21 protein-coding genes and 1 pseudogene are annotated in these 26,160 nt (G+C 68.6%); 6 read left to right on the top strand and 16 right to left on the bottom strand.

Annotated features, from left to right (window positions below; translation table 11 throughout):
* Positions 1 to 6: 6 nt before the first annotated feature.
* The 3 genes from AB5J53_RS41770 to AB5J53_RS41760 are packed head-to-tail and all read right to left on the bottom strand — an operon-like array spanning position 7 to position 4,594.
* Positions 7 to 2,016 carry an ABC transporter permease gene (locus tag AB5J53_RS41770; protein ID WP_369250796.1) on the bottom strand — a complete coding sequence of 670 codons (2,010 nt, stop codon included), beginning with the start codon at positions 2,014 to 2,016 and terminating at the stop codon, positions 7 to 9.
* Positions 2,016 to 3,104 (bottom strand): glycine betaine/L-proline ABC transporter ATP-binding protein, encoded by a 1,089-nt coding sequence (locus AB5J53_RS41765; protein WP_369250795.1) that lies wholly within the window; start codon positions 3,102 to 3,104, stop codon positions 2,016 to 2,018. The genes AB5J53_RS41770 and AB5J53_RS41765 overlap by 1 nt, the downstream gene beginning before the upstream one ends.
* Positions 3,105 to 3,124: 20 nt before the next feature.
* Entirely contained in the window at positions 3,125 to 4,594 is a 1,470-nt protein-coding gene (locus AB5J53_RS41760) for an aldehyde dehydrogenase family protein (RefSeq protein ID WP_369250794.1), read from the bottom strand.
* Positions 4,595 to 4,813: 219 nt separating this feature from the next.
* Between AB5J53_RS41760 and purU the strand changes: the two genes are divergently transcribed.
* Entirely contained in the window at positions 4,814 to 5,686 is an 873-nt protein-coding gene (purU, locus tag AB5J53_RS41755; protein WP_369250793.1) for a formyltetrahydrofolate deformylase, read from the top strand.
* Between the two features lie 223 nt (positions 5,687 to 5,909).
* On the opposite strand, the gene AB5J53_RS41750 is transcribed toward purU, so the two are convergent.
* Both AB5J53_RS41750 and betA read right to left on the bottom strand, forming a co-directional pair.
* Complete coding sequence (locus AB5J53_RS41750; RefSeq protein ID WP_369250792.1) at positions 5,910 to 6,746, bottom strand: 5,10-methylenetetrahydrofolate reductase; 837 nt, start codon at positions 6,744 to 6,746, stop codon at positions 5,910 to 5,912.
* Between the two features lie 3 nt (positions 6,747 to 6,749).
* Entirely contained in the window at positions 6,750 to 8,417 is a 1,668-nt protein-coding gene (betA, locus tag AB5J53_RS41745; protein ID WP_369250791.1) for a choline dehydrogenase, read from the bottom strand.
* A 202-nt stretch (positions 8,418 to 8,619) separates the two neighbouring features.
* Here betA and AB5J53_RS41740 point away from each other — a divergent pair, with 202 nt between their 5' ends.
* Positions 8,620 to 9,366, top strand: coding sequence for an IclR family transcriptional regulator (locus AB5J53_RS41740; protein WP_369252801.1), 747 nt, complete (start codon positions 8,620 to 8,622; stop codon positions 9,364 to 9,366).
* 63 nt (positions 9,367 to 9,429) lie between these two features.
* Here the strand turns inward: AB5J53_RS41740 and AB5J53_RS41735 are convergent, their stop codons facing one another.
* The 3 genes from AB5J53_RS41735 to AB5J53_RS41725 form a co-directional block, all read right to left on the bottom strand.
* Complete coding sequence (locus tag AB5J53_RS41735) at positions 9,430 to 10,560, bottom strand: aromatic ring-hydroxylating dioxygenase subunit alpha (protein ID WP_369250790.1); 1,131 nt, start codon at positions 10,558 to 10,560, stop codon at positions 9,430 to 9,432.
* 130 nt (positions 10,561 to 10,690) lie between these two features.
* Positions 10,691 to 11,860, bottom strand: coding sequence for an NAD(P)/FAD-dependent oxidoreductase (locus tag AB5J53_RS41730; RefSeq protein ID WP_369250789.1), 1,170 nt, complete (start codon positions 11,858 to 11,860; stop codon positions 10,691 to 10,693).
* The gene (locus AB5J53_RS41725) at positions 11,857 to 12,219 is read right to left on the bottom strand and encodes a bifunctional 3-phenylpropionate/cinnamic acid dioxygenase ferredoxin subunit (protein ID WP_369250788.1); all 363 of its coding nucleotides are present in this window, start codon (positions 12,217 to 12,219) and stop codon (positions 11,857 to 11,859) included. Before AB5J53_RS41725 ends, AB5J53_RS41730 begins: the two co-directional genes overlap by 4 nt.
* Positions 12,220 to 12,388: 169 nt before the next feature.
* Between AB5J53_RS41725 and AB5J53_RS41720 the strand changes: the two genes are divergently transcribed.
* Entirely contained in the window at positions 12,389 to 13,765 is a 1,377-nt protein-coding gene (locus AB5J53_RS41720; RefSeq protein ID WP_369250787.1) for an L-serine ammonia-lyase, read from the top strand.
* A 37-nt stretch (positions 13,766 to 13,802) separates the two neighbouring features.
* Here AB5J53_RS41720 and AB5J53_RS41715 read toward each other — a convergent pair whose 3' ends face one another.
* The 3 genes from AB5J53_RS41715 to AB5J53_RS41705 form a co-directional block, all read right to left on the bottom strand.
* Complete coding sequence (locus AB5J53_RS41715) at positions 13,803 to 14,435, bottom strand: MBL fold metallo-hydrolase (protein WP_369252799.1); 633 nt, start codon at positions 14,433 to 14,435, stop codon at positions 13,803 to 13,805.
* 8 nt (positions 14,436 to 14,443) lie between these two features.
* A complete protein-coding gene (locus AB5J53_RS41710) occupies positions 14,444 to 15,529 on the bottom strand; it encodes an S-(hydroxymethyl)mycothiol dehydrogenase (RefSeq protein WP_369250786.1) in 1,086 nt (361 codons plus the stop codon).
* 199 nt (positions 15,530 to 15,728) lie between these two features.
* Positions 15,729 to 16,562 (bottom strand): alpha/beta fold hydrolase, encoded by an 834-nt coding sequence (locus AB5J53_RS41705; RefSeq protein WP_369250785.1) that lies wholly within the window; start codon positions 16,560 to 16,562, stop codon positions 15,729 to 15,731.
* 165 nt (positions 16,563 to 16,727) lie between these two features.
* Between AB5J53_RS41705 and AB5J53_RS41700 the strand changes: the two genes are divergently transcribed.
* Positions 16,728 to 17,297, top strand: a complete 570-nt coding sequence (locus AB5J53_RS41700; RefSeq protein WP_369250784.1) for a DinB family protein — start codon at positions 16,728 to 16,730, stop codon at positions 17,295 to 17,297.
* A gap of 96 nt (positions 17,298 to 17,393) precedes the next feature.
* Here AB5J53_RS41700 and AB5J53_RS41695 read toward each other — a convergent pair whose 3' ends face one another.
* The 5 genes from AB5J53_RS41695 to AB5J53_RS41675 all read right to left on the bottom strand — a co-directional run bounded on the left by AB5J53_RS41695 (position 17,394) and on the right by AB5J53_RS41675 (position 23,486).
* Positions 17,394 to 19,163, bottom strand: coding sequence for an amylo-alpha-1,6-glucosidase (locus AB5J53_RS41695; RefSeq protein WP_369250783.1), 1,770 nt, complete (start codon positions 19,161 to 19,163; stop codon positions 17,394 to 17,396).
* Positions 19,164 to 19,229: 66 nt separating this feature from the next.
* On the bottom strand, positions 19,230 to 20,081 hold the full coding sequence (locus AB5J53_RS41690) for a carbohydrate ABC transporter permease (RefSeq protein WP_369250782.1): 852 nt from the start codon (positions 20,079 to 20,081) through the stop codon (positions 19,230 to 19,232).
* A 17-nt stretch (positions 20,082 to 20,098) separates the two neighbouring features.
* Positions 20,099 to 21,061: a carbohydrate ABC transporter permease gene (locus AB5J53_RS41685; RefSeq protein ID WP_369250781.1), complete on the bottom strand. Its 963-nt coding sequence runs from the start codon at positions 21,059 to 21,061 to the stop codon at positions 20,099 to 20,101.
* Positions 21,062 to 21,071: 10 nt separating this feature from the next.
* Positions 21,072 to 22,313, bottom strand: coding sequence for an extracellular solute-binding protein (locus tag AB5J53_RS41680; RefSeq protein ID WP_369250780.1), 1,242 nt, complete (start codon positions 22,311 to 22,313; stop codon positions 21,072 to 21,074).
* 132 nt (positions 22,314 to 22,445) lie between these two features.
* A complete protein-coding gene (locus AB5J53_RS41675; RefSeq protein ID WP_369250779.1) occupies positions 22,446 to 23,486 on the bottom strand; it encodes a LacI family DNA-binding transcriptional regulator in 1,041 nt (346 codons plus the stop codon).
* A gap of 318 nt (positions 23,487 to 23,804) precedes the next feature.
* Here AB5J53_RS41675 and AB5J53_RS41670 point away from each other — a divergent pair, with 318 nt between their 5' ends.
* Both AB5J53_RS41670 and AB5J53_RS41665 read left to right on the top strand, forming a co-directional pair.
* Positions 23,805 to 25,628, top strand: coding sequence for an RICIN domain-containing protein (locus AB5J53_RS41670; protein WP_369250778.1), 1,824 nt, complete (start codon positions 23,805 to 23,807; stop codon positions 25,626 to 25,628).
* A gap of 286 nt (positions 25,629 to 25,914) precedes the next feature.
* Positions 25,915 to 26,006, top strand: a pseudogene (locus tag AB5J53_RS41665) (DUF4916 domain-containing protein); the annotation flags it as partial.
* Positions 26,007 to 26,160: the final 154 nt, after the last annotated feature.

Genomic DNA, 26,160 nt, shown 5'->3' with positions numbered 1-26,160 from the left:
TGCTCCTTATGCGCTCGTACGCCGCGCCGCTGCCTGAGTGATCCGGTCGAACATGACTCCGAGCAGTACGATGGCGAGCCCCGCCGCCAGCCCCTTGCCGTACAGCTCTCCCTGCGAGAATCCGGCCACGACGTCGTAGCCGAGGGCGCCCGCTCCTACCAGGCCGCCCACAACAACCATCGACAGCACGTAGATCAGGCCCTGGTTGGTCGCGAGCGTCAGGGCACTGCGTGACATCGGCAGTTGAACCTTGGTGATGATCTGCCAGCTGCTGCACCCGGCCGCCGTGGCCGCTTCGACGGTGGTCTCGGGCACGGCCCGCACTCCGTCCGCGATGATCTTGATGGCGACCGGGACCGCGTAGACGACGGCGGCGACGATCGCTGTGAAGCGTGTCGCGCCGAACAGCGCGAGGAACGGCACGAGATAGACGAACGGCGGCATGACCTGCGCAGCGTCCAGGGTGGGCCGCAGCAGCCGGTCCACGAGCGGGCTGCGCCCCATCCACACTCCGAAGACGACGCCGAGCACCATCACCAGCACCGTCGCCACAGCGGTCGACGCCAGCGTGGTCATGCTGTCCGACCACACGCCAGTGCCGACCAGCAGGCCCACGCACACGGCCGTGGTGACTCCGGCGTGCCATCCGCCGAGCACCGCGCCGAGTCCGACCAGGGCCGCGCCGACGAGCCACCACGGGGAGTCGGTCAGCAGCGTCTGGAACGGATTGAGCAGGCCGTTGGTGATGGCGTCACGGAAGGCGTTCGTGACGCCCGACAGGTTGTCCTGTGCCCAGGTGGTCACATCGTCCGCGGCGCTCGCGATCGTGCTGCCGGTGCTGCCCTCGCCGGGGAACTCGGCCGCCCATACGTACGTGTGCGACAGATACACCAGCACCGCCGCTACCACTGCGCCTCCCACCAGCAGAGGCCGCCGCCACTTGAGGAAGCGGTTCCCCGAGCGCCGGGCCGCCTCCGCCCGTACGCTCGCCGCGGTCGTGACCCGGTCCAGCACGATGGCCATGACGACGATGGCCAGACCGGCGTTGAATGCCGTGCCGACGTCCAGCGACTGCAGGGCCTGGACAACGGTCTTTCCGAGGCCGGGTGCGTCGATCAGGGCCGCGATGGTCACCATGGCCAGGGCGGCCATGATGGTCTGGTTGACGCCCATCACCACGGTCCGCTTGGACATCGGCAGCAGAACCTTCAGCAACGTCTGCCGTCGCGTCGAGCCCAGCGAGTCGGCCGCTTCAACGGTGGTCTGCGGTACGGAACGGATGGCGTGCGCGGTGATACGGATCGCCGGCGGTGCCGCGTAGATCAGCGTGGCGATCGTGGCGGAGGCCGGGCCGATGAGGAAGAACAGGGTCAGCGGGGCCAGGTAGACGAAGGTCGGCATCGTCTGCATGAAGTCCAGGAAGGGCGTCATGATCCGGTTGAACCGGTCGGAAAGGCCGGCCCACACGCCCAGCGGAATCCCGATCAGCAGCGCGACGAAGACCGCGGAGAGGGTCAGCGCCAGCGTGTCCATGCTCTCCTGCCACAGACCCTGCAGCCCGAAGAAGGTGAAGCCGGCCACGGCCAGCAGTGCGACCCGCCAGTTGCCCACGGCCCAGGAGAGATAGCCGGCGATCCCGACGACGCCGAGCCAGCCGATCTGCGGCAGCGGACGGCCGTCGGAGGGCTGGGAGATCAGCGACTGGATGAAGGTCACCAGGTTGTCGATGACCAGGCGGATCTCGTTGAAGAAATACAGGAAGAGCGGGTTGGAGTTGCGGTCCGCGCCGATCGAGTCGTTGACGTCGTTGAACCAGCGGTGCAGATCGGTGAGGTCCGCCGCCGCCAGCGTCAGGGTCTGCTTGCCGCGCAGCACGGCGAAGAGCACCAGCCAGGCGAGCAGGATCGCGCCCACCAGCATGCGGCGGCTGATCCTGCGCACGCCCGCGACGGCCGCGGTCTTCGACGCTTGCTCCGCCTTGTCCGCGTTCTCCGGCTTCTCCAGGGCGACGGTCATCACATGTCGCCTTCCTGCCCGGCGACCACGGCGAGGATCTCCTCGTCACCGACGATGCCGAGGAGCTTGCCGTTCTCGACGACCTTGACCGGCTTCTCGGCCGCCAGCACCGCCCGGGTGGCCTCCCGCACCACGACGTCCGGGCCCAGCTCGGGGCCGTCCAGGGCGTCGCCGTCCTCCGGCGGGCGCATGATCCACCGCAGCGTGAGTACGTCGCCGCGCGGCACGTCCTTGACGAACTCGCGTACGTAGTCGTCGGCGGGGGCGCCGACCAGTTCGTCCCCGGTACCGCACTGGACCATCTTGCCGTCGCGCATGATGAGGATGCGGTCGCCCAGCTTGAGCGCCTCGGAGAGGTCGTGGGTGATGAACACCATCGTCTTGCCGACCTCGTGGTGCAGACGGATGACCTCGTTCTGCATGTCACGGCGGATCAGCGGGTCGAGCGCCGAGAACGGTTCGTCGAAGAGGAGTACATCCGGATCGCCGGCCAGCGCCCGGGCGAGGCCGACGCGCTGCTGCATACCGCCGGAGAGCTGGTCGGGGTAGGAGTTCTCATACCCGGAGAGGCCGACCAGTTCGACGACCTCCAGGGCTCGCTTGGTGCGCTCGGCCTTGCTCATGCCGCGGATCTCCAGGCCGAAGGACACGTTGTCGACGACCCGGCGATGGGGCAGCAGCCCGAAGTGCTGGAAGACCATGGAGAACTTGCGGCGCCGCAGTTCGCGCAGGCGCTTGTCGTCCGCGTCGCGGATGTCCTCGCCCTCGAAGACGATCTCACCCGCGGTGGGTTCGATCAGCCGGGTCAGACATCGCACCAGAGTGGACTTGCCGGAGCCGGACAGGCCCATGACGACGAAGACCTCGCCGGGCGAGACCTCGAAGTTCACGTCGCGCACGGCGGCGGTGCATCCGGTGCGGTCCATCAGCTCGCGGCGGGTGAGCCCGCACAGCTCCTCGGAGTCCGGTACCTGGTCTGCCTTCGGCCCGAACACCTTCCACAGCTTGCGCACGGATATGACCGGGGTGGGGGCCGAGTCCTGGGGCGTGCCGCGCCGCTGCGGCACCTCGGTCTGTGCTGGGGTCACGATCGACCTCTTTTCGGCGTTCAGCCGCGGAACCAGTGCTGCGGCCGGGGTTGGATGTTCTGCCAGATGTGCTTGGGCTCTCGGTACTCGTCCAGGCCGGTCGGTCCCAGCTCCCGGCCCACGCCCGAGTGCCCGAAGCCACCCCATTCCGCCTGCGGCACATAGGGGTGGTAGTCGTTGATCCACACCGTGCCGTGGCGCAGCCGCCGGGCGACCCGCTGGGCCTTGCCGGCGTCCTGCGTCCAGACGGCTCCGGCGAGTCCGTACTCGGTGTCGTTGGCGATGCGTACGGCGTCGTCCTCGTCGCGAAAGCGCTCGACGGTGAGCACGGGGCCGAAGGACTCCTCGTGCACCACACGCATGTCCTGCCGGCATTCGTCGAGCACGGTGGGCGGGTAGTAGTGGCCGTTGGCCAGTGCGGGGTCACCGGGGCGTTCGCCGCCGCAGCGCAGTACGGCGCCCTCGGCGAGGCCCGCCGCGACGTACGCCTCGACCTTCTCCAGGTGCTGTGCGGAGATCAGCGCTCCGGTCTCGGCCTCGGGGTCGAAGGGGCCGCCGAGGCGGATCTGCCGGGCACGGCGGACGACCTCGTCGACGAAGGCGTCATGGAGGGAGTCCTCGACGATCAGACGGGCGCCGGCCGAGCAGACCTGCCCCGAGTGCAGAAAGACGGCCGTGAGGGCGAAGTCCACGGCCGTCTCGAAATCGGCGTCGGCGAAGATGACGTTGGGGTTTTTGCCGCCGAGCTCCAGCGCCACCTTCTTCACGGTCGAGGCGGCGGTGGCCATGATGCGTTTACCGGTCTCCAGGCCCCCGGTGAAGGAGACCATGTCGACGGCCGGGTCCTCGGAGAGCGGTGCGCCCACCTCCGGCCCGGTGCCCAGGACGAGATTGGCGGCGCCGGCCGGGAGCCCGGCCTCCTCGAGTGCTCGCATCAGCAGAATCGAGGTGGAGGGAGTGAGCTCACTGGGCTTGAGGACGATCGTGTTGCCCGCGAGGAGGGCGGGAGCGACCTTCCAACTGGCCTGCAGCAGCGGGTAGTTCCAGGGGGTGATGAGCCCGCACACGCCGACCGGTTCGTGGACGACGCGGCTGACGGCGTCGTCGCGGCCGGTGTCGATCACCCGCCCGGCATCGGTGCCCCCGATCCCGCCGTAGTAGCGGAAGCAGGAGACGACGTCGGCGATGTCGTACTCGCTCTCCACCAGCCGCTTGCCGGTGTCCAGCGATTCGGCGCGGGCGAACTCCTTGGCGTCGCGCTCGATGAGGTCGGCGGTGCGCAGCAGCAGCGCACCGCGCTCTCGCTCGGGGGTGCGCGGCCAGGCTCCTTCGTCGAAGGCCCGGCGGGCCGCGGCTATCGCGGCCTCGGTGTCGCCGCGCGTCCCTTCGGACACGGTCGCGGAGAGCGTGCCGTCAGCGGGACAGCGGATTTCCCGGCGACCTCCGGCCACCGGATCGCGCCATTCTCCGTCCACATACAGGTCTGCCACGCGTGGAGCCCTTCGAGCGAATTTCGTTGCGCATCGTGCACCGTATTGCTTGTGGTGGAACACCCTGGCGAATGTGCAGACATACGTCAAGGGGTTGGCGGATGACGATTTCGCCATGACGGCAGTTGCCCGGCCACTCTTGACCGCAGGCCGCATCGAGCTCAACCATGTTGCGTATCGCTCACCATGTTGTGCAATACGCACCGACGGAGGCTGCACATGTCCCCTCGACCGCAACCTGGCCGTGAGTACGTCCTCACTCTCTCGTGTCCGGACAGCGCCGGACTGGTCCACGCCGTGAGCGGCTTTCTCGTCAGGAACTCCGGCAACATCCTGGAGAGCCAGCAGTTCGATGATCGACTCGAGGGCCGTTTCTTCATGAGGGTCCACTTCGACGTTTCCGATCCAAACGCCGATCTGAAAAATCTGCGTTACCGATTCGGTCCCGTCGCCGAGGCCTACCGGATCTCCTGGACCCTCCGGGACGCCTCGACCCCGACCAGGACGCTGATCATGGTGTCCAAGTTCGGCCACTGCCTCAACGATCTGCTCTTCCGCCGGCGCACCGGCGCTCTCAACATCGAGATCCCCGCGATCGTCTCCAATCACCGGGACTTCGAGGGACTGGCGCAGACCTACGGCGTCCCCTTCCACCACATCCCGGTGACCAAGGACACCAAGGCAGACGCCGAGGCGCGCCTGCTGGAGCTCGTACGCGAGCTGGACATCGACCTGGTGGTGCTGGCTCGCTACATGCAGATCCTCTCCGACGACCTGTGCAAGCAGCTGGAGGGTCACGCCATCAACATCCACCACTCGTTCCTGCCCAGCTTCAAGGGCGCCCGCCCCTACCAGCAGGCGTACGAACGCGGAGTGAAGCTCGTCGGCGCGACGGCGCACTATGTGACACCTGACCTGGACGAGGGGCAGATCATCGAGCAGGACGTGGTCCGGGTGGACCACTCGCTCGACTCCGAGGAGCTGGTCACGGTCGGGCGGGACGTGGAGGCGCAGGTGCTCGCGCATGCGGTGAAGTGGCACACCGAGAGCCGCGTCATGGTGGACGGCAACCGCACGGTTGTATTCCGCTGAGCCGAGCACGAGAGAGGGGCGGGCCGGAATCCGGCCCGCCCCTCTCTGTATACGGCCTCTGATGACGCTCTGTATACGGCCTCTGAAGCCGGCTCTTGGGACGCAGGCCGGCACAAACAGCCCGTCCGGCATGTGAGGACGAGCCGTCAAGGCGACGAGGGGGGCCTGGGCGCGCAGCCCCCAGCAAGGCCCGCTGCACCCCCGGGCACCGAGGAGGCCCCGCTCAGCCACCCAATCGCTCAAGCACAGCGCGGCGCCACCGTTCGGTCTCCGCGATCTGGTTGAAGGTGAACAGGTGCAGGCCCGCCACCCCCGCCGAGGGCGCGGTGAGCGCCTCGGCGCTGCGTGCGAGCAGCCGGTCGGGCGAGTAGCCGCCGGGTGCCGCGAAGCGCAGGAACCAGGAGGCGTGCTTGGTGAGAAAGCGGGTCGACTCCCCCACGCCGATCTTCGCCGCCATGGACAGCAGCTTCGCCCGCTGCACCGGCCCCGCGACGCCCACATGGACGGGCAGGGTGACGTCGCGACGGCGTATCCGGCCGACCCAGTCACCCAGCACACGCGGGTCGAAGCAGAGGTTGCTCACGATGTACGTGGCGTGCGCGCGCTTGTCCCACATCGCCTGGATGGTGAGGTCGTCGTGGATGAGCGGGTGGCTCTCGGGATAACCGGTGATACCGACCCGCGCGAAGGGGCTGCCCAGCTCGCTCAGCCTGCGCAGCACGGGTAGTGCCCCGTCGTAGGCCCCGGCCGGCGGATCGGCGTCGCCCGCCGGGACGAACACGTCGTCGATGCCCGCCTCCCCGAGCCGGTCGACGACATCCTTCAGGTGCGCGTCGTCCCGCAGCAGCCGCGCGGGCACATGCGGGACGACGCGACAGCCGTGCGCCGCGAGCCGGGTGGCGAGGTCGAGCGTCGGCTCCAGGCCCTTGACCGGCGACGCCGTCACGGTGACGACGACGTCGCGCGGCACATGGGCGAGGACCTTGTCCTCGGTCGACTTCGCGGGCAGCACCTCGTAGCGGACGCTCGACAGCAGCGCCCGGAAGTGGTCGCCGCCCAAGGTCTACCCGGCCTGCTTCTGGGCGTCGCGGTACCGGTAGTACGCGGCCTTGGATGCGGGCAGCGGCTCCTTGCCGAGGATGAGGTCGGCCGCCTTCTCCGCGATCATCATCACCGGCGCGTAGATGTTGCCGTTGGTGACGTAGGGCATCACCGAAGCGTCGACGACGCGCAGTCCCTCCACGCCGTGCACCCGCATGTTGCCGGGGTCGACGACGGACATCTCGTCGGTGCCCATCTTGCAGGTGCACGAGGGGTGCAGGGCGGTCTCGCCCTCCTTCGCGACCCAGGCGAGGATCTCGTCGTCGCTCTCGACGGACGGGCCGGGCGAGATCTCCCCGTCGTTGTACGGGGCCAGGGCGGGCTGGTTGAGGAGCTTGCGGGCGACGCGGATCGACTCGACCCACTCGCGGCGGTCCTGTTCGGTGGACAGGTAGTTGAAGCGCAGCGCCGGGTGCTCGTTCGGGTCCTTGCTCTTGATCTTCACCGAGCCGATGGCGTCGGAGTACATGGGCCCGACGTGCACCTGGTAGCCGTGCCCGCCGGCCGGCGAGGAGCCGTCGTAGCGGACCGCGATCGGCAGGAAGTGGAACATCAGGTTGGGGTAGTCCACGTCCTCGTTGCTGCGGGCGAAGCCGCCGGCCTCGAAGTGGTTGGTCGAGGCGGGTCCCTTGCGGAAGAGCCACTGCAGGCCGATGAAGGGCGCGCGCCACTTCGCCATGTACGGCTGCATGGAGACGGGCTGCTTGCAGGCGTACTGGATGTACACCTCCAGATGGTCCTGCATGTTCTCGCCGACGCCCGGGAGGTCGTGGACCACGTCGATGCCGAGCGCGCTCAGTTCCTCGGCGTTGCCGACGCCGGAGAGCTGCAGCAGCTGCGGGGAGTTGATCGCGCCGCCGCAGAGGATGACCTCGCGGGCGCGCACCTGCTGGACCTTGCCGCGACGCCGATATTCGACACCGACGGCACGCTTGCCCTCAAAGAGGACGCGGGTGACCAGGGCGCGGGTGGTGATGGTGAGGTTGGGCCGCTTCCTCGCGGGCTTGAGGTACGCCTTGGAGGCCGACAGGCGGCGTCCTCGGTGGACGTTGCGGTCGAAGGGGGCGAAGCCCTCCTGCTGGTAGCCGTTGACGTCGTCGGTGCGGGGGTAACCCGCCTCCTGGACGGCCTTGAGGAAGGCGGTGAACAGCGGGTTGGAGGCGGGGCCGCGTTCGAGTACGAGAGGGCCGTCGTGGCCGCGGAACTCGTCGTCGGGGTCGGCCGCGAGACAGTTCTCCATCCGCTTGAAGTACGGCAGACAGTGCGCGTAGTCCCAGGACTCCATGCCGGCATCGGCGGCCCAGCGCTCGTAGTCCATGGGGTTGCCGCGCTGGAAGATCATGCCGTTGATGCTGCTGGAACCGCCCAGCACCTTGCCGCGCGCGTGGTAGACGCGCCGGTCGCCCATGTGGGGCTCGGGTTCGGACTCGTACTTCCAGTCGTAGAACCGGCTGCCGATCGGGTAGGTCAGCGCCGCGGGCATGTGGATGAAGACATCCCACGGGTAATCGGGCCGGCCGGCCTCCAGGACCAGCACCTGATTGCCCGGGTCCGCGGAGAGTCTGTTCGCCAGTGCGCTGCCGGCCGATCCACCGCCGACGATGACGAAGTCGTATTGCAGGGGAGCCATGGTGCCTCGTCTCGCTCGCGCCGTAGATACGCGTGGCATGCTAATACGAGTATCGCTATACGCACTAGGTTGCGAGCCACGCAACTTGCAAGGTCTACGTTTCGACGCTGTTACTTGCGCCGCTGTTGTTTACTGCGCGTATAGTTTCGCTGTGAGCAACTACAGTCCAGATACTGAAACGACAGGTTCGCAGTCCGGCGGGGTGCAGTCCGTCGACCGCGCCATCAGCGTGCTGGAAATCCTGGCCCAGCGCGGCGAGGCCGGCGTCAGCGAGGTGGCCGCCGAGATCGATGTTCACAAGTCGACCGCGTTCCGGCTGCTCGGCGCCCTGGAGGCGCGCGGTCTGGTGGAGCAGGCGGGCGAGCGCGGCAAGTACCGCCTCGGCTTCGGCATCGTACGCCTGGCCGGCGCGGTCACGGGACGCATCGACATCACCCAGCAGGGCCGCCCGGTCTGCGAGCGCCTCGCCGAGGAGATCGGCGAGACCGTCAACATCGCTGTGATGCAGGAGCACTACGCGATCAACCTCTACCAGGTGCGCGGTCCGGGGGCCGTCACCGCGCACAACTGGGTCGGCCAGCTGACCCCGTTGCACGCCACCTCCAGCGGCAAGATCCTGCTGGCCCATATGCCCGCCAAGGAGCGCGCCGCGCTGCTGGCCGAAGCCGGCCTGAAGAAGGTGACCCCGCACACCCTGACCTCGAAGACGAAGCTCGAGAAGAATCTCGCCGAGGCCCGGGAGCGTGGCTACGCCCGGACCGTGGAGGAGCTGGAGGTCGGGCTCCACGCCATGGCCGCGCCGGTTCGCGACCGGGACGGAGTGGTCATCGCGGCACTCAGCGCCTCAGGACCCTCGTACCGGTTCACCGAGGAGCGCATGCACGAGCTCGCTCCGGTGCTGGTCAAGGGCGCGGAGGAGATCAGCTATCGGATGGGCTACCTGGGCTGAGCACCCAGGTGCCGCCGCCGACGGCCCCTTCGGCCGCCGGCGTCGACCTGTCGAGAACCGCCACTACTGCGACTGCCCTGTCCCAAGACGCTCCTGGACCCAGTCGTGGAACTCGCCGATGTGGTGCTCGCTGGGCACCAGTACGCCGCCCTTGGCGTACAGCCGGGAGCTCATCGCGGGCTGGCAGCGCTCGCACGCGTCGAAGTCCTGCCGGTTGACGCGGTCGAAGAGCTCCACCGATCGGCTGACGTCCTTGCCGCTCTCGACGACGTGCTTGAGGTAGAGCCAGTCGCACTCGACGATCGTGCGGTCCGCCGCGACCGGGTACATCCGATGGAAGATCACATGGTCGGGGACGAGGTTGATGAACACCTGCGGCCTGACGGTGATCGCGTAGTAGCGACGGTCCTGCTCCTCGGAGACCCCCGGAATGCGGTCCAGGCCCTCGGAGCCGTCGACGGTGAAGCCCTTGACCTCGGCGCCGAACTCCGCTCCGTGCCCCACGTAGTACTGGGCGGCGTATCCGTCGGCGAACTCCGGGAGCACTTCGGTGAGTTCGGGGTGGATCGTCGCGCAGTGATAGCACTCCATGAAGTTCTCGACGATCAGTTTCCAGTTCGCCTTGACGTCATAGACGATCCGTTTGCCGATCTCGAGGTTCTCCATGTCGTAGTGCTCGATCGACTCGGTGTCGCCGAGGCGTGCGACGACGTCCTGCACGACCTCCTCGAAGGGAGGCGGGTTCTCCGCGAGGCACACCCACACGTAGCCGAGCCATTCATGGGTCGCCACGCTCGCCAGGCCGTACTCCGTGCGGCTGACGTCGGGCATCTTGGTGAGGTTGGGCGCCGCGACGAGTTTGCCCGTCAGGTCGTAAGTCCAGGCGTGATAGGGGCACTGGAAGGCACGCTTGACCTCGCCGGTCTCCTCCGTGCAGAGCTTGGCGCCGCGGTGCCTGCAGACGTTGAAGAAGGCGCGTATGGAGTTGTCCCGTGCGCGCGTGATCAGGATGCTCTCGCGGCCCACCTCGACGGTCCGGAAGGCGCCGGGCCTGGCCAGATCCGAGGAGCGCACGGCGCAGAACCACATCGTTTCGAAGATGCGCTCCTGCTCCTGGGCGAAGATCCCCGGATCCGTGTAGGAGGAGCCGGGGAGGGTGGCGATCAGACTGTCCGGCAGGCTGGTCGAGGTCACAGTGCACTCCTCGGAGAACGTCGTGGATCGGTCATTCACGCGCCGGGACGAGCGACTCCGGACGGTGTTTTGTATGGAGCAACGCTACGTGCTATACGCAACCGCAGCATGAGATGCCGCATGGGTGGTGTCAAGATGTCGCGGCGGTGAGCTGCTTGCGCCAGCGCATGAACAGCCGGGGCTGGTTCATCGCGAGCACGGCGACCGGATGCCCGCCGCGCCGGTAGACGGCCAGAAAACTGCGGTCGCCCGGGGCGCCTTCCTCGACCGTCACCGTGTCGGCACCGGCCGAATGACCGGCGAACTGGATCTTCACGCCGTACTGGTCCGACCAGAAGTACGGCGGACGGGGCACACCCGGTTCCGCCGCACCCCAGGACAACAGCGTGGCCACGGCCGCGTCGGGCCGCTCCCGCGCACCGGTCCAGTGCTCGACGCGGCGATGGACCCCCGCGTGCGGGTCGTACCAGGAGGCACAGTCACCGACCGCCACCACACCGGCGAGGCTGGTGCGGCCGTCCGCGCCGCACTTGACGCCGTTGTCGAGAACAACGCCGGATCCGTCCAGCCACTCGACGCACGGGCGCGCGCCCACACCGACGACGACGATGTCGGCAGGAACACTGCGACCGTCCTCGAGCAGGACGGCGTCGACCCGGGTCTCCCCACTCAGTCCCTTGACCCCCACGCCGCACAACAGCCGTACGCCGTGGTCCGCGTGGAGGGCGGAGACGATGCCGCCCATCGTCTCGCCGAGCGATCCGGCCAGCGGCGTCGGCGCCGCCTCGACAACCGTCACATCGAGTCCGAGGGCGTACGCGGTGGAGGCGACCTCGGCGCCGATGAATCCGCCGCCGATCACCACCAGCCGTCCGCCCAGGGCCAGTTCGTCCCGCAGGGCGCGGGCGTCGTCCAGGGTGCGCAGAGTGTGCACCCCGGCCAGCCTGTCCGTGCCCGGCAGGCTCCGCGCGACCGCACCGGTCGCGATGACGATGCCCTCGGCCCGGACCTCTCGGCCGTCGGCGAGCCGCACGACACGGTCCGTGCCGTCGGCGTCGAGTCCGGTGGCGCGGGCGCCGAGCATCCACTCGGCCCGCAGGTCCTCGTCGTCCGACTCCAGCGCGAGATCGGCTTCGCCGATGTCACCGGCCAGGAACTCCTTGGACAGCGGCGGCCTGTCGTACGGGCGATGCGGTTCGTCGCCGATGATGACGAGCCGTCCGTCGTACCCCTGCTTGCGCAACGAGCGCGCCGCCGACAGACCGGCCAGCGAGGCACCCACCACGGCCACCGTCCTCACGCGGGTCCCCCGGCGAGTCGGGACGCGACGCAGGGCGGCAGGTTGGGGGCTTCCGTGGACGGCCGGACGTAGATCATGCCGTCCTCGATGAAGACCTCGTGGGTGCGCACCGGGCGCTTGGCCGGCGGAGCATCGACGACTCCGGTCCGGAGGTCGAACTTCGATGCGTGCAGCGGGCATTCCACCTCGCAGCCCTCCAGCCAGCCGTCGGCGAGCGACGCGTCCTGGTGGGTGCAGGTGTCGTCGATGGCGAAGACCTCGCCGTCGTCGGTGTGGAACACCGAAACCGGCGGATCCATGTCGAGCCGGTAGGCCTCGCCTCGCGGCAGATCCACGAGAAGGCACGCGGGAATCATCATGACACCTCGGTGCGTATAGCGAAACGGATTGCGGTAAGCGCAACGCCAGTTTGAGGGCGGCCCCAAACCCTTGTCAAGGCATCCAGAGGACGTGCCACCCCCTTGTTCAATGTTGCTTTTTACGCAACGCTTTGCGTCATAGACAACACATCGCAGGAAGGGGCCCGGGGTGGCGATCAGCGTCTTCGACCTGTTCAAGGTGGGTATCGGGCCGTCGAGCTCCCACACCGTGGGGCCCATGAAGGCCGCCCGCCTCTTCGTCACCGGGCTGCACGCAGACGGTCTCCTCCCCCGCACCACCTCGGTCCGGGCAGAACTCTTCGGATCGCTCGGCGCCACGGGTCACGGCCACGGCAGCGGCAAGGCAGTACTCCTCGGCCTCGAAGGCGAGGACCCGGAAACCGTCGACACCGACACCGCGGACGACCGGGTGCGCCGGATCCACGAGGCCGGCCGGCTGCGGCTGCTGGGCCGCCGGGAGGTGGAGTTCCGCGAGCGCGAGCACCTGGTGCTGCACCGTCGCCGCACGCTGCCGTTCCACCCCAACGGCATGCTGTTCACGGCCCGGGACCGCGATGACCGCGAGCTGAGGGCGCGCACGTACTACTCGGTGGGCGGGGGCTTCGTCGTCGACGAGAACGCGACGGGCACCGACCGCGTCAAGCCCGACGACACGCCGGTACCGCTCCCCTTCGGCTCGGCATCCGAACTGCTGCTGCGCGCCTACGAGACCGGACTGCCGATCAGCGGGGTGATGCTCGCGGGCGAGCTGGCCCGGCGGAGCGAAAGCGAGGTTCGCGCCGGCCTGCTGCGGATCTGGACGGTCATGCAGGAGTGCGTGGAGCGCGGCTGTTCACGGACCGAGACCACCCTGCCCGGGCGGCTGAGGGTGCCGCGCCGTGCCCCGCAGCTGCTGCGCAGCCTCGCCGAGGACTCCCAGGATGTGGATCCCCTGCACATCATGGACTGGGTCAATCTCTTCGCGCTGGCCGTCAACGAGGAGAACGCCTCCGGCGGCCGCGTGGTCACCGCGCCCACCAACGGTGCCGCCGGGATCGTGCCCGCGGTGCTCCACTACTACACGCGCTTTGTTCCTGGGGCCGACGAGGACGGGGTCGTCCGCTTTCTGCTCGCCGCCGGCGCGGTGGGGGCACTGTTCAAGGAGAACGCCTCGATCTCCGGAGCCGAGGTCGGCTGCCAGGGCGAGGTCGGCTCCGCCTGCTCCATGGCCGCCGCCGGTCTCGCCGAGGCGCTCGGCGGCACGCCGGAGCAGGTCGAGAACGCGGCGGAGATCGGCATGGAGCACAATCTCGGGCTGACCTGCGACCCGGTCGGAGGCCTGGTCCAGATCCCCTGCATCGAACGGAACGCCCTCGCCTCCGTCAAGGCGATCAATGCGGCGCGGATGGCGCTGCGCGGCGACGGCACCCATGTGGTCTCGCTCGACAAGGTCATCAAGACGATGCGCGAGACCGGTGCCGACATGAAGGTGAAGTACAAGGAGACCTCGCGCGGCGGCCTCGCGGTCAACGTCATCGAGTGCTGAGACGCTTCGAGCGTTTTGACGAGGCCGCCGCCGGTGGTCAGAATCCGCGGTCGATCCACTCCTGAAGATGCGGGGCCTCGGCGGCGACGGTGGTCGTGTCCCCGTGGCCGGTGTGTACGACGGTGTCGCCCGGCAGGCTCAGTAGCCGGTCGCGGATCGAGTCGATGATGGTCGGGAAGTGGCTGTACGACCTTCCCGTCGCCCCTGGGCCGCCCGCGAACAGCGTGTCACCACTGAAGAGCGCCTTCAGGCCCGGCGCGTACAGGCACACCGCGCCGGGGGCATGACCGGGGGTGTGCAGCACGGTCAGCTCGACATCCGCCACCGTGACGACCTGCCCGTCGGCCAGTTCACCGTCGGGTGACCTCTCCGGGTGGGTCTGCTTCCACAGCGGCAGGTCGTCGCCGTGGAGCAGGATCGGAGCACCGGTACGGGCGGCGAGTTCGGGGGCCGCGTCGATGTGGTCGTTGTGGGCGTGGGTGCACACGATGGCCCGCAGCGTGCGTCCGCCGAGGGCATCGACGATCGCCTCGGCGTCGTGTGCGGCGTCGATGACGACGGCCTCGGTGTCGTCACCGACGATCCAGACGTTGTTGTCGACGTCCCAGGTGCCACCGTCCAGGGAGAACGTCCCCGAGGTCACGAGGTGCTCAACGCGGGCACCGGCCATGCCGGCCATCAGAAGACCACCACCGAGCGCAGCACATCGCCACCGTGCATCCGCTCGAAGGCCTTCTCGACCTCGTCCAGCGCGATGGTCTCCGTCACGAACGCGTCGAGATCCAGTCGGCCCTGCAGATACAGGTCGATGAGCATCGGGAAGTCGCGGGAGGGCATGCAGTCGCCGTACCAGGAGGACTTCAGCGCGCCGCCCCGGCCGAAGACGTCCAGCAGCGGCAGTTCGAGCTTCATCTCCGGGGTCGGTACGCCGACGAGGACGACCGTGCCCGCCAGGTCACGGGCGTAGAAGGCCTGCTTGTACGTCTCCGGGCGGCCGACCGCCTCGATCACCACATCGGCGCCGAAGCCGCCGGTCAGCTCGCGTACGGCCGCCACGGGATCGCCCTGCTTGGAGTTGACGGTGTGGGTCGCTCCGATCTTCTTCGCGGTCTCGAGCTTGCGCTCGTCGATGTCGACAGCGATGATCTTGGCCGCCCCGGCGAGCCGGGCGCCGGCGATCGCCGCGTCCCCCACACCGCCGCAGCCGATGACCGCCACACTGTCTCCGCGTCCGACATTGCCGGTGTTGATGGCCGCGCCGATGCCCGCCATCACTCCGCACCCCAGCAGCCCGGCGACGGCGGCCGACGCGGCCCGGTCCACCTTCGTGCACTGCCCCGCCGCCACCAGCGTCTTCTCCGCGAACGCGCCGATACCCAGAGCCGGAGACAGCTCGGTGCCGTCGGTCAAGGTCATCTTCTGCTTCGCGTTGTGAGTGTTGAAGCAGTACCACGGCCGTCCGCGCAGACATGCCCGGCACTGACCGCACACGGCACGCCAGTTGAGGATGACGAAGTCCCCGGGCGCCACATCGGTGACGCCCTCCCCCACCGACTCCACGACACCCGCGGCCTCGTGGCCCAGCAGGAACGGAAAGTCGTCGCTGATGCCGCCCTCGCGATAGTGCAGATCGGTGTGACAGACCCCGCACGCCTCGATCTTCACCAGCGCCTCGCCCGGGCCGGGGTCAGGCACGATGATCGTTTCCAGGCTGACGGGGGCGCCCTTGCCCCGCGCGACGACAGCACGGACCTGGTGAGTCATGGCCACTCCTCGGCTGGTACGAGACCTGGTTGGAATGTTGCTCATTACGGCACACATCTCATGTGCCGCAACACAGCATCGTGGAGCGGCGAGCAGGGGTCAAGGATCGGGCGTGCAGAACGCCGACTGGACAGGGCGGATCTCCTCACCGTGGGCGTGCGGTTACGCCGTCGTATGGCGAGCGCCGCGACAGAACCCTTCAGCGGGAGTGCTGGAGGAAGGCGATGAGAGCGGCTGTGAGCTCGGCGGGTGCGTCTTCCTGGACGAGGTGGCCCGCGCCGGCGATCGGCTCGAGTCGCGCGCCCGGGATGCGAGCGACGAGCTCCTGTCCTTTCGCCATCGGAATCCAGGTGTCGTCCTGTCCCCAGCACACCAGCGTCGGGATGCCGATCTCGCCGTACCGGTCCTGAACCTCATCCGTGTAGAGCTGGTCGGCCTGAGCGATCTGCCGATAGAAGGCCGGCTGGCCGAGATCGCCGAGCCAGGGCCGGACGAGCCGGTCGAGTACTGCCGGGTGGAGGCCCGGGCTGCTGGCCGACCTCACGTACTCGCGCACCAAGGCGTGGTGCAGTGGGGGTGGCAACTGCTCGAAGACCTCGGAGTGCTCGCCGACGAGCCGGAAGAACGCGGACCCCCATGGCGCCAGTGCGACGGGGTCGACCAGAGCGAGCGCACGGTAGGCAGCGCCGTGCAGCAGATGCGCCCGCAAGGAGACGGCGCCGCCGAAGTCATGGGCGACCACCAGTGGTTCGTTCAGGCCCCAGTGCGCCAGGAGTTCGGTGAAGACCCTGCCCTGGGCGGCCAGGGAGACGTCCTGCCCGGCGTACTTCTCCGATGCTCCGTAACCGGGCATGTCCCACACGAACACCTGGTGACGGCGAGCGAGTGCGCGGGCGACGGCACGCCAGACATAGGAGGAGAAGGGCGTCCCGTGGAGGAGGACGACCGGATCCTGGCCGGGGTGTCCGAGGCTGTCCCAGCGGACGTCGCCGGAGGTGCTGCGGAATGTCTGGTGCAGCTGCCATTCACTCACGGGGGTTGTTCCTCTCGGTCGCGCTTCGGCTCGACGGTGTGATCAAACCAGGGTGGTTCCGGGCGCCACATGTTTGAAAGATCGGCAGGGTCGTGCCCGGCCGACCGCACACACCCTTCGCCCGGGCCCAAACTCACTGGCGAGCTTGGGCCCTCACGGACGAACATGGAACGCATGAGTGACCAACCCGCACGATGGAGCCGGGCAACCATCTACCCCGACATGTGGGCTGACCCGGACGACGACCCCCGCCACAGTGACGGTGTCAGTCCGGACGGCGAACTTGCCACGCTGCTGGACTTCCTGACGGGCTACCGCATGACCCTGCGGATGAAGTGCGAGGGCCTGGACGCGGAGCAACTGGCCCGTCGGTCGGTTCCACCGTCGACGATGTCGCTGCTCGGCCTGGTTCGGCACCTCGCCGAAGTGGAACGGGACTGGCGCAACTGGATCAGCGACGGTGATCCTCTGCCGAAGCTGTACGGCAGGCGTGACGCGGACTTCGACGGAGCTGTCGCCGAGCAGGCCGAGGTCGACGCCGCGTACGCCGATCTGGAGCGCGAGCAAGCCGCGCTGGACGCCGCGCTGGCCGAGCACCCGGATCTGAGCGAGCGTGTGGGGAAGAACGGGATCGCGGTTCGGGAGCTGATGGTGCACAGGATCGAGGAGTATGCCCGTCACTGCGGGCACGCCGACCTGTTGCGCGAGTGCGTCGACGGAAGGGTGGGCCAGTGACGAGGGCCGGGGGTTGAATCCGCCGCCGGAGGCGCGTCCAGGATCGCCGCTGAACGACGATTCGGCTCGGACGCTCCACACAAGCATCTCCAGCCGTCAGGGCCTCGACTCGTTCGGGGCATCGGCTCCCTCGAGGGCGTGACGCAGTTCATGGGCTTCGGCGAGGAGGAGGTAGCTGCCGGCTGTCCAGGTGTAGGCGCGGTCGCGCAGGCCCGTGCCGGCGAGGGCGTCGAAGTTCTCCGCGAAGCCGTGGCTTTCGCACAGCGCCCGGAAGCGGGCGCTGATCTCGTCGGCGAGCCGGTGGTGGCCACTGCGGCGCAGGCCGTCCTCGACGAGGACCGTGGCGGGCGCCCAGATCGGGCCGCGCCAGTAGCCGTCGGGGCGGTAGTGCGGTGACGTGGGGAGTTCGGTGGCCAGCCCGTACGGGGTCAGGTGCGCCTCGATCCGGGCGGCCATGGACTTGGCGACGTGCTCGGGCAGGTGCTCGCCCAGGGCGATCGGCATCAGGTCGAGCAGACTTGAACTGCTCCAGGTGTCGCCGCTTTCGGCGCCCCGGGCGACGAACCGCTCCCCCGTCCAGAGTTCGTCGAGCAGGGCGGCCTGGGTCTCCTCGGCGATGCGCGTCCACTGCCGCGCGTCGTCGGCGAGACGGAGCTCCGCTGCCAGGGCGGCCAGTTCGTGCAACTGGAGGGTGAGGAACGCGGCGAGGTCGGCGGTGACGACCACGCGTTCGGGGTCGAATGGCGTGGCGTTGTCCCAGCCGCTGTCGTTGCCGTGCTGGTAGTGCGGCAGGGCGGCACCGGGCGCCCGGCGCGCGGTGAGCCAGAAATCCGTCCAGCGCCTCAACCTGTCGTAGATCTCGGCGAGTTCCTCGCCTCCGAGGGGCTCGGGGAGCCTTCGGCGCAGGTGGCCCAGGGCCCAGCCGTGGATGGGGGGTTTGACGAAGTTGTGGAGGACCTCCGAGTGGGTCACCGAGTCGGGCAGGGCCCCGCTCTCGTCCTGGTGGTCGAACGGCAGCGAGAACTGGTCCCGGGCCAGCGCGGGAGCTCCGGGTGCCAGAGCGAGGGCGTTGAAGCAGTGGTCCCAGCTCCAAACCTTGTCCATCCAGTGCTTGGACATCAGTACCGCGGGCCGGGTGACGAGGCCTGCCGGGCCGACCGTCGCCGACCACAGGACGTACGCGGCGAGTTCGGCGGCCGGAGTACGGGAGGAGCGCCAGGGGGCCACCGCATCGACGAAGGCGACGAAGGCCCGCTCCGCCGCGGTCACGACTTCGCCGAACGTCGTCCGGGCGGTGTAGGGACGGCGTGCGCTGTCGAGTTCCTCGATGGCGGCCTCCCAGGTGCCGCCGGCCTCCGCGCTGATCGTGAGACCGCGGTCGGCACTGCCCAGGGCCTGACTGCCGGAAGTGTCGCCCACTCGGCCGGACAGTACGGTGACCCGGTAGCGGCGCCCGGTCTCGTACGAGGTGAACACGTGCGCCCCGTCCACCGGGTCGCGAAAGAAGTACGTACCCGTGAAGGGCGTCAGGATCTGCGCCGCGGCGGTGATGCGCACGCCCGGCCCGTCACCGCGCAGACGTACGGTGTCCGGCGACTCATAGGCGAGGTCGATCCGCCCGCCCTCGTGGGTCCAGCTGAGGAGACTCGGTGTCGCCGTGACACGGGCCTCCGCCCGTTCACCCGTCGTGGGATCGAGGGGGACAAGGCACAGGACGGCGTGCATCCCGTTCTGGTGGGAGACGAGATGGAGGTCTTCGGCGTATGTCTTCTCCGCCAGCACCGGGGAGATGCCGAACCAGGATCCGTGGGTGCTAAACGGAATGTCTCGCAGGGAGAAAGCCGGGCCGGGTCGGGCAGCGGTCATGCAGAGTTACTCGTTTCTTCAGCATGGGTGGCCGGCGGTCTGCCGGGAGAGAGGCAGTCCTTCGGATCAGTCCTTCACGGCTCCGGCACTCACGCCGGCGGCGACGTAGCGCTGGGCGAGGACGAGGATCACCGTCGCGGGCAGCGAGGCCACGACGGCGGTGGCCATGATGGCGTTCCACTCCTGGTTGTTGTTGCCGATGTAGTGGTAGATGCCGAGCGTGATCGGTTCGTGCGCGCCGCCGCCCGCAAGGGTGCTGGCGAAGACGAAGTCGGACCAGGACCACAGGAACGCGAACAGGGACACCGTGACGGCGGCGTTGCGGCTCATGGGCAGCACGATCGACCAGAAGGTGCGCAATGGTCCGGCGCCGTCGGTCTTCGCGGCCTGGAGCAGTTCGTCCGGGATGCCGGACATGAACGCGGTGAAGATCAGAACGGCGAAGGGGACGGCCAGGGTGGAGTCCGCGACGATCAGGCCGGGCACCGACTGGAGCAGGCCGAGGCTGAGGTAGATGGCGTAGAAGCCCATCGCCATGATGATGCCGGGGATCATCTGGGCGACCAGGAAGAGGAAGCTGAGCACGCCGCCGCCGCGTGGGCGGAGTTTGGCCAGTGCGTAGCCGGCGGGTGCGGCCAGCGCCACCGTCAGTACGACGGTGCCCATGCCGATGACGAGGCTGGTGCCGAGGTAGGGCAACTGCTGGTCGATGACGGCCCGGTAGCCCTCCAGCGTGCCGTGCACGGGGAACAGGTCGGGCGGGCTCTTGCGCATGTCCTGGTCGCGGGTGAAGGACACGTTGAGCATCCAGTAGACCGGGAAGAGCATGATCGCGGCGAGGAGGAGGCCCGTGGCGGTCTTCCACCAGGTGGTCCTGCGGGCCCGGCGTGAGCGGATTGCTGTCGCGATGGTCGTCATGAGGCGTACTGCTTTCGCTAGACCCTGAGATACACCAGGCCGAAGACCAGGGCGGCGACGACGAGCAGGTTGCCGACGGCCGCTCCGGGACCGAAGGCGGGCAGGAGGTTGCCGAAGCCGAGCCGGTAGGACCAGGTGGCGAAGGTGGTGGACGCGTCGGCCGGGCCGCCCTTGGTCATGATCCAGACGATGTCGAAGACCTTGAGCGTGTAGACCAGGCCCAGCAGCAGGGTGATGGCTGAGACCGGGCGCAGCAGCGGGAAGGTGATGTGCCAGAAGCGCCGCCAGGCGTTCGCGCCGTCGAGGGCGGCCGCCTCGTAGAGGCTGTCGGGGATCGCCTGCAGACCGCTGTAGAGCACGACCAGGTTGAACGGAATGCCGATCCAGACGTTGGCGATGATCACCGAGGTCAGTGACCACGACGGCGAGGTCAGCCAGTTCACCGGGCCGATGCCGACGACGTGCAGGGCGGCGTTGACGATGCCGGAGTCGCTGTTGAGCATCCATGACCAGGTGGAGGCCGACACGATCAGCGGCAGCAGCCATGGTACGAGGAACAGGGCGCGCAGGGTCGCGGAGAGCCGGAAGTGCTGGTTGAAGAAGACCGCGAGTGCCAGGCCGATGGCGTACTGGAAGAACAGGCACACGGCGGTGAACACCACGGTGTGGGTCAGTGCCGGGCCGAAGGTCGGATCGTCGAGGACGGTGCGGTAGTTGGCGAGGCCGGTGAAGGGCGCGTCGCCCTGGACGAAGGAGCGGACGGTGTAGTTGCGCAGGCTCAGGTCGAGGTTGCGGTAGAGCGGATAGGCGTAGAAGAGGCCGAGGTAGAGAGTGACCGGGGCGAGGAAGGCCCAGGCGGCCCATTGCTGGGGGGCGGGACGGCGGCGCGGCGCGGTGCGGGCCGGGGACGGGGCGGCGGGGGCCGCCCCGTTCCGGTCGAGCACGGGCCGACGGTCCGGTGGGTGTGTCGTCTGCTTCACCGGGCCCACGTCACTTGACCGCCGCCTGCGCCGAAGTGAGCGCGTCCTTGGGGGACTTGGCCCCGCTGAGGGCCGTCTGGACCGCCTTCCACAGCTGCTCCGAGATCTTGGGGTACTTGGTGCCGAGGTCGTCGCTGGTGCGTCCCTTGGCGGCCTTGACCGCCTCGATCCACGGCTTCAACTTGGCGTCGGACGCCATCTGCTTGTCCTGGACCGCGCTGGTGGGGGCCACGTAGGAGAGGGTGGTGTCGGTGGCATAGAGGTTGTCGGTGCTGGTCAGGCAGGAGACCAGCTTGCGTGTGGTGGCGTAGCGGCCGGTGTCGCCCTGGACGGGGACGGTGACGAACTCGCCGCCGGTCGGGGCCGCGGCGTTGCCACCGGAAGCGCCGGGTATCGGGAGCACGCCGTAGTCGAAGCCGGCCTTCTCGGCGCCTGCGAGCTGCCAGGTTCCGTTCTCGGCGAAGGCGTAGTCGCCGGTGGCGAACTCCTGCCAGCTGGTGGTCTGGGTGTTGTTGAGCACCGAGTTGGGGGCGTAGCCCTTCTTCAGCCAGCCGTTCCACAGGGACAGGGCCGACTCGCCCTGGGCGGAGTCGAGTTGGGTCAGCTTCGCGCCCGCGCCCCAGAACCAGGGCAGGAACTGGAAGCTGCCCTCTTCCGTGCCGATCGCGGAGAAGGTGATGCCCTTCTTGCCCGCCTTCTTGACCTTCTCAAGTGCGGCGGTCAGGGACGGCCAGTCCTTGACCGAGGCGCTGTCGACGCCCGCGGCCTTGAGGACCTTCTTGTTGTAGTAGAGGGCAAGGGTGTTGGCGCCGATCGGCGTTCCGTACGTTTTCCCGCCGGACTGACCGGCCGCCAGCAGGTTGGGGTCGACCTTCGAGGTGTCCACCTTGCTGTCGGCCGTCGTGGTGAGGACTCCGGCCTCGGCCAGGGTCGACACCACGGGGTTGTCGACGATGAGCACGTCCGGGGAGTTGTCCTGCTGGGCCGCCAGCAGCGCCTTGTTCGCCAGGTCGCTGGTGTCGAACCCGGTCCGCTTGATCTTCACGCCGGCCTTGGTGCCGCAGCCGTCGAGCAGCTTCACCCAGGCCGAGTTCTTGGCGAACTGCGGGTAGGGGTCCCAGACGGTGTACGTGCCGCTGTCCTCCCCCTCAGCGGACGAACTTCCGCCCGACGAGCATGCGGTGGTGCCTGTGGCGAGGGCGACGACGGTCAGGGCCGCGGCGGTGAGCCGCCTTCCGGTGGATCCGTTCATGGCGCGTTCCTTCGTGTTTTCGGCAAGGGCATGCCGAAGACAGGCATGCCGAGGATGCGGTCGGGAAGCAGCCGGCCGAGCACGGCCGGTGAAGAAGCGGAGCTGTGGACGTGGGGGGAAGTGAGTGGAGGGTCAGGCGTTAGAGCCGGGCCCGGCATCCGGGTTGGTGTGGGCGGGGCCGGTGCTCGCGCGCAGGGAGATGGGCGGGGCGAGCAGGTGGTGGCGCGGCGCCGCGTCGGGATGGTCCAAGCGCTCGACGAGGAGCTCGACGGCGAGGCGCCCCATCTGCTCCGCCGGTACGTCCGCCGCGGTGAGCTGCGGGGTCACCGTCTCCGCCCACCTTCCGGCCACGACACCGGTGACCGAGAAGTCGCGCGGCACATGGCGGCCTGCTGAGGCCAGACCGCGGTAAATGCCGCCCAGCGCGGCCTCGTTGAGCGTGACCAGCGCCGTGATGGCTGGATCGTCGAGCAGGATCCGCTCCACACAGGCTTCACCGGAAGGAGCGTCGTCGCCGCAGCAGTACGTCCGTACGGTGAGCCCGCGCTCGGCCGCGGCCTTGGTGAAGCCCTCGAGTCCTCGGTGCGCCGACTCGTACCCGGCCCGCAGCATGCGCTCGGGCCGGTTCACGAAGGCGATCCTGCGGTGGCCGAGGTCGGCGAGATGGTGGACACAGGCGGCCGCCAGCGCGGTGTGGTCGAGGCCCACCCACCAGTCGCCGTCCGGCTGCGCGGTCCGGCCGATGCAGACGGCGGGGAAGTTCTCGGCGACGAGGTGGTCGATGCGGTCGTCCTGGAGCCTGATCTCCATGAGGATCGCGCCGTCGACCCGCCGCTCGGCCAGCAGACGCTGGAACGAACGGTCGCTGTCCACGCCGCTCGGGGAGAGCAGCACGTCGTAGTCGTAGGTCGCCGCGGCCTCCACCACGCTGCCGATGAAGTCGAGCTGCATGCCGGTGTAGTGGGAGCCGGCCGGCGGGAAGACCAGGCCGAGGGTGCTGGTTCGGCCGTTGGCCAGAGCGCGGGCGCTGGCGTTGGGCCGGTAGCCCAGTTCGTCGATGACCCGCTGGATCTTCTGCCGGGTGTCGTCCGACACCGGACGCTTGCCGCTGAGCGCGTACGAGACGGTGCTCCGGGAGACACCGGCCCGCCGGGCGATCTCACCGATGTTCACGCGACTCCTTCGTCGAACCGGTTCGAGTGCGAGCCGGTTGTCGAACCGGTTCGCGTGAAGGGAAGGTAGGAGCGACTCGATGCGGGTGTCAATGCCTCGCCGCACATTTCCTGGATGCTGCCGGAAGATGCCACTCGATCCACGTCGGAGGTATTGCTGGTCCGATTCCGGCGGTGCTAGCTTCCGGCGAACCGGTTCGACTGAGCCATACGAGACCACGATCTGCATCGCGTCGCAGCCGCACCAGACCGAGGCCGACGCGAAGCAAGAGGTGTCGAACCGGTTCGCCACGCCCCCGACCACCTGGGAGAGCCGCTCATGCCCCTGCGTTCACCACGCCCTCTGTCCAGAACCGCCGTCCTGCTGGCAGCCCTGGCGGCGAGCCTGCTGCCCGCCACCGCCTCGCACGCCGCCGACACGAGCGTCACCGTGGATTTCGCCACCGCCGGAGGCGCCCCGACGTACCACGCCTCCGGCACGATCTACGGGATGGCCCCGGACGGCTCGCTGCCCCAGGACCACTTCTTCAAGGACATCAAGTGGCACTTCATGCGGGCCGGCGGCGCCCAGCTCAACAGCGGCGGCTACGCCACCAGCCTCGCCGACTACCAGACCCGCTGGAAGTCCACCCTCGCCCAGTACAAGCGGACCGCCGCCCTCGGCGGCACGTTCGTCCTGCTCCCGCATGACCTGTGGGGTGCCGACGGCACCACCAGCCAGGGCTGGCCCGGCGACAACGGTGACTGGACGCAGTTCGACGCCTTCGTCACGCAGCTGATCAACGACGTCAAAGCCAACAACATGACCGTCCAGTGGGACCTGTGGAACGAGCCCGACGGCAGCAACTTCTGGGGCGCTTCGCAGAGCCAGTACCTGCAGATGTGGTCGCGGTTCTACGCCAAGGTACGGGCCGCGTTCCCGAACCAGCTGATCGTCGGCCCCAGCACCGCGAGCCAGCCGAATTCCTCCAACACCTGGTGGACGACCTTCCTTTCCTACGTCAAGGCCAACAACGTCGCCCCGGACATCTGGAGTTGGCACGACGAGCCGGGCGACCCGGTCACCGACGTCGGGCGCGCCAACTCCACCCTCGCCGCAGCGGGCCTGACCAACACCCGCCCGTACCAGATCAACGAGTACGCCACGCTGTCCATGCAGTCCCCGGGCGGCGGCGCCTGGTTCATCGGCCGCCTGGAGCGGGCCGGCGCCGACGGCCTGCGCGGCAACTGGGCCTCGGGTACGAACCTGCACGACTACGAGGCCAACCTGCTCACCAAGAACAGCGCCGGCCAGTATCTGCCGCTCGGTGAGTGGTTCATGTACCGCTACTACGGCTCGCAGACCGGCAACATCGTCAACCTGGTCCCGGGCGCCGGCACCGACGGCCTGGCCACCAAGGACAACGCCGCGAAGAACGCCAAGGTGTTGCTCGGCAGCAGCGGCAACACCGGCACGGTCACCGTCAACCTCACCGGTCTGAACACGACTTCGGTGGTGGCGAGCGGCAAGGTCCGTGCGGTGGTCCAGCGCGTCCCGTACAACAACGGAGCCGCGGTGACCGGCCCGGAGACCATCTCCGACACCACACTGACGGTCGGCAACAACGCGGCCTCGCTGACCATCCCCTGGTCGAGCGCCAAGGACGGCTACACCGTCACCCTGCTGCCGCCGTCCAACACCACCGTCTCCACGGTCGCCGTCAGCCAGAACAGCGGTCAGTGCCTGGACGACACCGATCTCAGCACCGCCAACGGCACCCAGTACCAGCAGTACTACTGCGAGGGCGGCTACCAGCAGATGCTCGACCTCAAGCCGGTGTCCGGCCGGACGAACACCTTCACCGTCGTCAACGAGCTCAACGGCAAGTGCCTGGACGTCTCGGGTGCTTCCACGGTCGACGGCGTCGCCGTCGACCAGTACACCTGCAACGGCCTGACCAACCAGATGTTCACCCTCAACCCCGTCACCGCGCTCGGCAACAGCCACGACTACCAGCTCGTGGCCGTGCACAGCGGCAAGTGCGTCGACGTCTCCGACGTCTCCACCCAGCCGCGGGCCCTGATCCACCAGTGGACCTGCGACCCCGCGAGCGCCCTCGGCACCAAGAAGAACCAGATCTGGCGACTTCAGGGCAAGGCCTGAGCCCCCGGTCCTCTGCTCCCCGGCAACAATGGGGAGCAGAGGACGACGCCGACGGCACTGCCGACCACACGGGCGCGCCTCGAAGATCGGAAACCACCCCATACGAAAAGGGCCCTCACAGGCTCTCGCCTGCGAGATCCTTCGCACCGTCGGGACGACAGGATTTGAACCTGCGACCCCTTGACCCTCAGGAGCGAGGACGACAAGCCCTGCAAATGGTCAGGGCCCGGATGGCGATCCTGTACATCGGGGCCGTCCCCGTGCGCGTGGACGACAGCGGCGAAGTCTGGTGTGGTTCGGCCCGCAGGAGGCCGCCTCCCCGGCCGTGCAGAGCGAGATGCCGGAGTGCTGCTGAAGCAGGCCCTCGCGCACGTGGGCCTGGCCTCGCCTGCGTCCGCTACCTCACCAGCCGCCTTGACCAGCTCCACTACGACACCGCTCTCGCCCGCGGCCGGCCGATCGCCCCAGCCTCGAGCGAAGGCGCCGCCGCACCTCGTCCGCGACGCCTCGAGATCACCGGGACTCACTGGGG

Source organism: Streptomyces sp. R41 (genome assembly GCF_041053055.1).
Classification (GTDB): Bacteria; Actinomycetota; Actinomycetes; order Streptomycetales; family Streptomycetaceae; genus Streptomyces.
This window is presented reverse-complemented; position numbering and strand designations above follow the sequence as displayed.